Here is a 7,589-nt window from a genome sequence, read left to right on the forward strand (position 1 = left end):
CTCGGGAAAGCGGCGCGCGTTGCCCAGCCAGTAGTCGCGCAGCTCCTGCGTGCGCTCCTCGTCGCCCCAGTTGCCGATCCACATCACGTCCTGCGTCTTGGGCCGGTCCAGGGGGCGGAAGCGCACGACGTCGGCGGCCTCGTGAAAGGTCCACGCGCGCTCCACGGCGAACCGCGCGCGATACACGTCGCGCAGCACGTCGCCGAAGGCCAGCACGCCGTCGTACGCCGCCAGGTCGAAGCGGGCGATGACCTCCGGCTGGCTCCACGGACGGTGGTGCGTGTCGTGGAACAGGGGGATGCCGCCCGCCGCGCGCACCGCCGGGGCGATGGCGTTCACCACGTGCGGATCGTTCCACTCGTGGACGAGCACCACGTCCGCGCCCTCAACGGCCGCCGCGAGATCCTCTCCCAACGTCGCGGAGTGCGGATCGAACGAGCGGACGTCGATCTCGGGATAGGCGCGGGCGAACTCCACCACCGGGCCCACGCCGTGGTCGCGGAGCAGGTTCTCGAGCGACCAGGCGCCGCGCGGCTCGTAGCTCACCACGGGGTGCCCCAGGCGGGTGAGCGCGCTCATCAGCCCGCGGACGAAGTGCGCGTTACCGTGGTTCCAGTCGGAAACGGCGCTGTGGACGAAGAAGACGAATTTCATGATGCCGCGGCCAGCGCGTCGGTGCGGCGGCGTTTGGCCTCGCCGCCCCGCGCCAGCTCGTGATAGAGTTCGATGTATTCGCCCGCCATCCGCGCGGCCGTGTAGCGCCGCGCGGCGCGGGTGCGGGCGCCGGTGGCCAGCCGCTCCCGGCGCCTGGGATCGCCCGCGAGCCGGCGGATGGCCTCCGCCAGCCCCGCCGCGTCGCCGGCCGGGAAGAACTCCGCGCAGCCGTCCCACAGCTCGCGGAAGCTGCCGATGTCGCTCAGCACCAGCGCACAGCCGTGCAGCGCGGCCTCCAGCGGCGCCAGGCCGAACGGCTCGTAACGGCTGGGCGCGGCGTAGATGGAGGCGCGGCGCATCCACTCGTCCACTTGCGCGCGCTCCACGCGGCCGTGCGAGACCACGTGGCGCGGCTGGTACGCGTCGCCATGCGCGGCGGTCTCGCCGATGACGTGCACCGGCGGCCCATCGGCCCCCAGCACCCCCGCCGCGGCATCGAGCACGTCCACGCCCTTCCCCGCATCCCACAGCCTGCCGACGGTCAGCACCAGCGCATCCGGCCGGGGCGCGGGCTCGTCCGGGGCGAGCTGGGTGCCGTTGTGGATAACCCGGGGCGCGGGAACGCCGTAGTGCCGCGTCACCAGGTGGCCCTGGTACGCCGTGGGCACGACAACGGCGTCCGCGGCCATCAGCCCGACGCGCAACCACTCGCGGTAGGCGCCCCACTCCCCGGCGGGCGCCTCGTGGCCTTCCACCTCGGTGAACCACGAGAGCACGTCGCTGTGCACGGCGACCAGCACGGGCGCGCTGAACGGATGGACCGCGTAGGCCACCTGGTTCAGGTGCACCACGTCGGCCGCGCAGAGCGTGCACAGGCTGCTCAGCCACTCGCCCGCGGCCTGGACGTCCGCCTGCGCATCTCCCATCCACTCCAGCTTGTACGGCCGCCACACCACCTGCACGCCGGGGGGAAGCGCGGCCAGCCGCTCGTCGCGCGGCTCGCCGATGGCCGCCACCAGTACCTCGTGCCCGGCCGCGTCCAGCTCGCGCGCCAGGGTGACCGTGTGGTCCCACACCCCGCCAACGGTGTCGGTGGTGAGCAGGACCTTCATCGACCGTAGATGCGGTCCAGGACGGCGGCCACGTCCACCAGCCGCTCGGCCTCTGGATCGAAGCGCGCGCCCTCGGACAGGCGCCGCGCCCAGTCGACCGCCGCGCGGCCGCCCCACTCGTCCGGCGGCGTCGCCAGCGTTTCGCGCGAGGTGCCGTGGTACGCCTCGGCGGTGAAGTCGTAGAACGAACCGTTGACGTTCTTGAGTGCCGCGCCGCCACCCGTGCCGTAGAACGAGGCGCCGATCACCGCGTCCTGACCGGCGGAAAGCTTCCACGAGCAGGCCAGCTGCACCGTGGTCCCGTCCGCCAGGTCCACGGTGGCCGACGCGTAGTCCTCGCATCGATCCGCATTCGCGCCCAGCGGCTCGCCCCCCGCGAAGAGGCGCGAGCGGACGTGGGTCGCAGCGGGAAAGCCCAGCGTCCACACGGCGAGATCGACGAGGTGCACACCGAGGTCCATCACGCAGCCGCCGCCGGAAAGCGCGGGATCGTAGAACCAGGGCTTGTCGGGGCCGTAGGCGTTGTGGAACACGAGGTCCACCGCGTACACCTTGCCCAGCTCGCCGCGGTCGATGCGCTCGCGAATGGCGCGCATCCCCTCCGTGAATCGGTAGGAAAGATCGACGGCGAGCAGGCGGTCCGCCGCGCGCGCCGCGTCCACGACGGCGCGCACCTCGTCCGCCGTGCGCCCCAGCGGCTTCTGGCAGAAGACGGAGACGCCGGCGTTCAGCGCGCGGATGGACTGCTCGGCGTGCATGGCGCTGGGCGTGGCGATGACGATGCCGTCCAGATTCATCGCCAGCAGCGCATCCAACCCATCTACCACCTCCGCGTCCGGCGCAGACTGCTTCGCCGCGGCGATCATCTCCGGGGACGTGTCGGCGACGGCGGCGACGCGCCCGAAGCCCGCCTTCACGATCGCTTCCATGCGGTTCCGGCCGATCCAGCCGACACCCAGGAACCCGAGGGACGGAAGTGCGTTCGTGCGGGAGTGCGTGAGTGCGGAAGTGGCTTCCGTGCTCGCGGTCTCTCGTGGCGCTTCGGTCAGGACTTTGCTCACTCGCGTCTCCGTCAGGATCTACAAAGCTGAGAAAAAACGGGCTGCCCCGTTTGGTCTGTCTCGTGGCGGACCCGCCGTGTGTGGCGGATCCCTCAGTCCCTGCCGTCTATCGTGTGAGTGCCGGGCCGGCGTGGCCGCTCCATCGGGATGACATCCGCGCCGGCCGGCAGTTCACTCTCGCACTCTCGCACTCTCGCACTTCAGTTGCCCGTCATCACCAACGCCTTCAAGAACCCGTCCGGCCGGTCGCGCGTGGCGTTCAGGGCGTCGTCCAGCTGGTCGAGCGGGAACGTGTGCGTGTAGAGCGGCGTGGGGTCCAGCCGGCCCGAGGCGACCGCGTCCACCGCCAGGCGGATGCCCTCGATGTACACCGCCGGGTCGCGCTCGTGGGCGTTGATCACGTCCAGGCCGCGCCAGTTCCACATCTGCATGTTCACCTGCCGCGGGCCGTCCTGGTGGTAGCCCGCGATGATCAGCCGGCCGCGCTCCCTGGTGATCTCCGCCGCCAGGTCCAGCGGCCACTGCTTGCCCACGGCCTCGATCACCCGGTCGGCCAGCACGCCGCCGGTGAGCTCCTTCACCTTTTCGATGATCGCCCAGTGGTCGTCCATGGCGATCACTTCGTCCGCGCCCATCTCCCGGGCGACATCCAGCGAGAAGGGACGGCGGCTGATGGCGATCACCCGCGCCCCGCCGTCCTTCGCCAGCCGCGTCAGCAGCGCGCCCAGGAAGCCGATGCCGACGATCGCGACCGTCTGCCCGGCCTGGATGTCGCTGCGGCGGAAGATGTTCATCGCGCACCCCAGCGGCTCGCCGGGGAAGGGCTGCCCGTCCAGCGACGCCGGGAGCTTCACGGTCGCTGACGCGTCGGCCACGTCGTACTCGGCGTACGAGTTGTACGAGAGCGCCGCCACGCGGTCACCCACGGCGAACTCCTGCACGCCCTCGCCCACCGCGTCCACCACGCCCCATCCCTCGTGCCCCATGCCGCCGGGGTCGGTGGGAAACTTCATCCAGTCGGGGCCGGACCACGGAGTGAGATTGGATGCACAGACGCCGCACCCCTCCAGGCGGATCCGCACCTGTCCCGGTCCCGGCTCGGGAACCGTCACCTCGTCCACCGAAATCCGGCCGGGGCCGGTCAGCCGCACCGCGCGCATGGTCCCGGTGATCGTCTCGTCTTGAATCGTCATCTCCAGATCATTCAGGGCACCGCGGCCGCCTGGGCCAGCAGCGCCTCGTCGGCTTCGGCGGCCAGGCTGGGCACGGGCGACATCAGGTCGGCCTCGCGCAGCCAATCGACCAGGTTCTCCAGCCCCGCCTTCCACGAGGTGCGCGGCTTCCACCCCAGCACCCGCTCCAGCTTGGCGTTGTCGCTCACGTAGATGCGCTGGTCGCCGGGGCGCCAGTCGGCCATCCGCACGGGAACGGAGCGGCCGGTAATCTCGATCAAACGGTCGATCACCCCGCGCACCGTCACCGCGTTCGCCGCGCCGCCGCCCACGTTGAACACCTGGCCCGACACCGTGTCGATGCGGCCCATGGCCAGGCGCATGGCCTCGACCAGGTCGTCGATCCACAGGATGTCGCGCACCTGGCAGCCGTCACCGTAGATGGTGATGGGCTCGCGGCCGAAGAGCGCGCGCCCGAAGTGCGCCACCCATCCCTGGTCCTCGGTGCCGAACTGGCGGGTTCCGTAGATGCAGCTCATCCGGAAGACCACGGTGCGCAGCCCGTAGATGCGGGCGTAGTCGTGCACGTACTGGTCGGCGGCGCCCTTGCTGCAGCCGTAGGGCGAGTGGAAGTCCAGCCGCGCGTCCTCGCCCACGCCCATGCGCCGGTCGGCGTAGCGGTAGGCGTCGCCGGCCAGCTCCACCTTCACGTCGTCCATCCCCCCGTACACCTTGTTGGTGCTGGTGAAGAGGACGGCGGGCGCGGCGCTCTTCATGGCGCGGGCCGCTTCGAGCACGTTGAAGGTGCCCAGGATGTTGGTCTGCAGGTCTGCCCGCGGGTCGTCGAGCGAGGTGGTGACGGCCACCTGCGCGGCCAGGTGGAACACCTGCTTGCTCTGCTCGACCAGCGCGCCGATGCGGTTGGCGTCGCACACGTCTACCTGCTCGATGCGCACGCGGTCGCCGTGCTGGCCGCGAAGCCACTCGGCGTTCAGCCGCACCCCGTCACGGGAAAAGTTGTCCGCCACGATCACCCGCTCGCCGTCGCGCAGCAGCGCGTGCGCCAGGTTGCTGCCGACGAAGCCCGCGCCGCCCGTGATCAGGATGTGGTCACGCGTTCCCTTCATCGTCCCCTCCTCACAGCGTAAGTCCGCGGGCGGCCAGCTCGGCCGCGTGGGCTTCCACCCCGTCCTGCGGGCGGTCCTGCTCCTGCAGCCAGGCCACCAGCTCCTCCATCCCCTGCTCGAACGTCACGCGGGGCTCGTACCCCAGCACCTCGCGGGCAAGGGAGATGTCGGAAAAGCAGTGGCGGATGTCGCCGACGCGGTACTTGCCCGTCACCTGCGCCTCGATGCCGCTCCCCAGCACGCGCGCGAGCGTTTCCGCCACCTCGCGCACGCTCACGCCGCGCCCCGACCCCACGTTGAACGCCTTCCCCGCCGCGGCGTCCTGGTCCGCCGCCAGCAGCAGCGCCTGCACGACGTCGTGCACGGACACGAAGTCGCGCCTCTGCTCGCCGTCTTCGAAGATCAGCGGCGGCTGGCCGTTCAGCAGGCGCGCGCTGAAGATGGCGGCGACCCCCGTGTAGGGATTGGAAAGTGCCTGGCGCGGGCCGTAGATGTTGAAGAAGCGGAGCGCCACCGAGGGAATGCCGTACGCCGCGCCGATCTGCAGGACCATCTTTTCCTGGTCGGCCTTGGTGAGCGCGTAGATGCTGGTGGGGTCCAGCGGCTTGCCTTCGTCGGTGGGCAGGGGCCGCAGCTCGGTGCCGTCCACGTCGCGCGGCTCCCACTGCTGGGCGCGCAGCTGGTCGACGGGGCGCAGGGTGCCGCGCGGCTCCTGTCGATCGGGGCGCGCGTAGCGGCCCTCGCCGTAGATGGACATGGACGAGGCCACGATCAGCTTGCCCACGGTGAGCTTCTTCGGGCCGTTGCGGTCGTCCACCAGGGCCTGCAGCAGGTGCGCGGTGCCCATGGTGTTGACGGCGGTGTAGTCGGCGATCTGGTACATCGACTGGCCCACGCCCACGGCCGCGGCCAGGTGGTACACCACGTCGATGTCTTCCAGGCTGGCGCGCACCTGGTCGGCGTTGCGCATGTCGCCCTGGACGAACTCGGCGTCGGAGGGCATCCAGTGCGGCCGGCGCCCCTCGGGGTGAACCTGCGGATCGAGGTTGTCGAAGATGCGCACCCGGTCGCCGCGCGCCAGCAGCGCGTCTACCAGGTGGCTTCCCACGAACCCCGCCCCTCCCGTCACCAGCACTCTCCGAGCCGACACTCCCCACCTCCGTTCGCGGTGATCCCACGGCGGCGCCACGCCCCCGGCGCGCCCGCCCTGTCCTAGCCCTCCCCTGCTCCGAGCACCCGATACGTCCCGTTCGGCGCGCTCACGCGGCCAAAATCGTCCCCGCGAGCCCAGGAATCAAGCAGCACGTTGGGGCCACCCGGCACAGGATTCCCGCATCTTCAACATCTACATACGCTTGCGGAACGCGTCCACATCCGCCACCGCCTGCTCCACAAGCGGCGCGGGGGACCGAGACCCGATCCCCCGCCCGCGGAGAGTGCCGTGTCAGACGCGGACGCCGCGCACCGGCAGCCGAACCCGTCCCCGGAGCCTCACCCCTGCTCCGCGCCCAGGCGGCGCGCGTAGTCGCCGTCCCAGCGCTCCATCCGCCCGTTCACCTCCTCGGCCGGGACGCCCGCCACCAGGCGCTGCGCCAGGCGCACGCCCAGGCGGCGCTCCTGGGCGCGCAGGTACTCGGCGGAACGGCCGCGCTCCAGGTGCTCGGAGGCTTCCATTTCCAGCGAGAAGGCCAGCTTGTCGAGGTCGGTGAAGATGCGGCCGCGAAGGTCGACCGCCTCGGGTGTGTCGGTGCCGCTGGGCTGGCTGAGCATTCAGGTGCGCGTGGGACGGGGGTTCAGGTACCTCCCGGGCCCGAAAACCCGCGTGGCGCGGGGCTTTCCGGCAAACGTATGTAGATGCTCAGGCAAAGAACATGCCGTTCACTTGTCGAATGCTGCCGGGGAAATACGGCCTGTTCCGGACAGGGTGGATGCAAATTCCGTGTCGCCCCGGACGCGGCCCGACACGGCCGGCGCCACCTGCCGGCGCCGGGCGGGGTCCCTCCACCGGTCAGGCGATCAGGTGCGCGCCCACTCGCCGTACAGAGGGAAGCGCGAGCACAGCTCGGCGACCTCGCCGCGGACCGTACGGGCCACGTCCTCGTCGTCCGGCTTCTGGATCACACGGTCGATGAAGGCGCCGATGGTCCGCATCTCGTCCTCGCCCAGCCCGCGCGTGGTCAGCGCCGGCGTGCCGATGCGCACGCCCGAGGTGACGAACGGCGACTCCGTTTCGCCCGGGACGGTGTTCTTGTTCACCGTGATCCCCGCGCGCTCCAGCGCCTTCTCGGCCACCTTGCCGGTGACGCCCTTGCTGCGCAGGTCCACCAGCAGCAGGTGGTTGTCGGTGCCGCCGGAAACGAGCGTAAAGCCGCGCTCCATCAGCTCGCCGGCCAGGGCGCGCGCGTTGGTGATCACCCGGCCGCTGTAGTCGCCGAACTCCGGCCGCAGCGCCTCGCCGACGGC

At 71.0% G+C, this 7,589-nt stretch carries 6 protein-coding genes and 2 pseudogenes; all 8 read right to left on the reverse strand.

The genetic code is table 11. The annotated features are described in order from the left end of the window. Nucleotides 1-654 (reverse strand): annotated as a pseudogene (locus tag VIB55_RS07890) (glycosyltransferase); the annotation flags it as partial. After that, nucleotides 651-1,766 (reverse strand): glycosyltransferase family 4 protein, encoded by a 1,116-nt coding sequence (locus VIB55_RS07895; RefSeq protein WP_331876129.1) that lies wholly within the window; start codon nucleotides 1,764-1,766, stop codon nucleotides 651-653. The gene VIB55_RS07895 and the pseudogene VIB55_RS07890, both read right to left, overlap by 4 nt. Then, nucleotides 1,763-2,725: a Gfo/Idh/MocA family oxidoreductase gene (locus tag VIB55_RS07900; RefSeq protein WP_349263004.1), complete on the reverse strand. Its 963-nt coding sequence runs from the start codon at nucleotides 2,723-2,725 to the stop codon at nucleotides 1,763-1,765. Before VIB55_RS07900 ends, VIB55_RS07895 begins: the two co-directional genes overlap by 4 nt. A gap of 302 nt (nucleotides 2,726-3,027) precedes the next feature. Further along, entirely contained in the window at nucleotides 3,028-4,020 is a 993-nt protein-coding gene (locus VIB55_RS07905) for an MDR/zinc-dependent alcohol dehydrogenase-like family protein (protein WP_331876131.1), read from the reverse strand. 11 nt (nucleotides 4,021-4,031) lie between these two features. Next, nucleotides 4,032-5,126, reverse strand: coding sequence for a GDP-mannose 4,6-dehydratase (locus VIB55_RS07910; RefSeq protein WP_331876132.1), 1,095 nt, complete (start codon nucleotides 5,124-5,126; stop codon nucleotides 4,032-4,034). A gap of 10 nt (nucleotides 5,127-5,136) precedes the next feature. After that, nucleotides 5,137-6,276 (reverse strand): NAD-dependent epimerase/dehydratase family protein, encoded by a 1,140-nt coding sequence (locus VIB55_RS07915; protein WP_331876133.1) that lies wholly within the window; start codon nucleotides 6,274-6,276, stop codon nucleotides 5,137-5,139. 341 nt (nucleotides 6,277-6,617) lie between these two features. Beyond that, nucleotides 6,618-6,896, reverse strand: a complete 279-nt coding sequence (locus VIB55_RS07920; protein WP_331876134.1) for a hypothetical protein — start codon at nucleotides 6,894-6,896, stop codon at nucleotides 6,618-6,620. A gap of 246 nt (nucleotides 6,897-7,142) precedes the next feature. Next, a pseudogene (glyA, locus tag VIB55_RS07925) lies at nucleotides 7,143-7,589 on the reverse strand (serine hydroxymethyltransferase); the annotation flags it as partial.

The organism is Longimicrobium sp., from assembly GCF_036554565.1.
GTDB lineage: Bacteria > Gemmatimonadota > Gemmatimonadetes > Longimicrobiales > Longimicrobiaceae > Longimicrobium.